Annotated in this window: 1 protein-coding gene; it reads right to left on the minus strand. The window is 49.9% G+C overall.

Features of this window, described 5'->3' with window-relative positions:
- On the minus strand, positions 1-973 hold a 973-nt coding region (locus F0231_RS20875; RefSeq protein ID WP_216612392.1), incomplete at both ends, for a VCBS domain-containing protein.

Below are 973 nucleotides of genomic sequence, written 5' to 3' on the forward strand. Positions count from 1 at the left end.
TTCTCAAACATCTCATCAATCACATACGTGTCATCGTCTTGACCGCTGGTTTCATTGATGAAGTCTGGCCCTGGGTTACCCACGGTAATGATGAAGGTGTCGGTCGCGGGTGTGCCCTCGCCGTCGGTCGCCGTCACGGTCACTTCGTACTGACCGTTTGTGCCACCTTGCGAAGCGCTGGTATCAATCGTGCCGCTGATGGTGCCGTCGGCTGAGATGGTCAGCCCCGCTGGCAAGCCGTCAGCACTGAACGTCAGCTGTGTACCCGCGTCTTCATCAGCGAAGTTCCCCGCCACGCTAAAGGTAACGATGTCACCATCGTCAAAGCGCTTGTCGCTCTCTGGCGTCTCCAGCGTTGGATCGTCGTTATTACCATTGATCGTGATGACCGCGGTTTGCGGTGTGATGCCGCCTTCACCATCTACTACATTGTACTCAAGAACAATTTTTTCGCTGTCACCTTCACCAAGATGATTAAACTCACTTGGTTCAATAATAATTGTATGACCGTCATCAGCAATAGATAAGCCGTCTGGCAAAGTACCTAGATCTGCAATTGAGAGCTCAGCGCTAGCATCAACATCGTCAGCACCTTTAAGCAGATTCAGAGTCTTCTGTGATGCGTTTTCATGAGTGGTCTTAGTCAGAGAGCCTTCGACTGTTGGCGCATCGTTGCTGCCTTTAACTTCTACTTTAATCTTGTGGCTATCTCGACCATCAGCGGATGTAACAACTAGGGTTTCTGTACGGACGTCACCCACATCTAACTTATCCGCTTTATCTTCGTCCAGCTCGTATGTCCACTCACCCGTTTCTGAGTTAAAACTAAACGTACCGAACTTGCCTTCAAGCTGATCTGCCGTGACGTCTTGGAATTTGTCTTGGCCCGCATCTGGGTCAATCACTTTCAGTGTACCGCCCGCAGTTTGGTTACCAATGGCATTACCATCTTTATCAATACCCGCTTCAATGA

It is taken from the genome of Vibrio sp. RE86 (assembly GCF_013114545.1).
GTDB lineage: Bacteria > Pseudomonadota > Gammaproteobacteria > Enterobacterales > Vibrionaceae > Vibrio.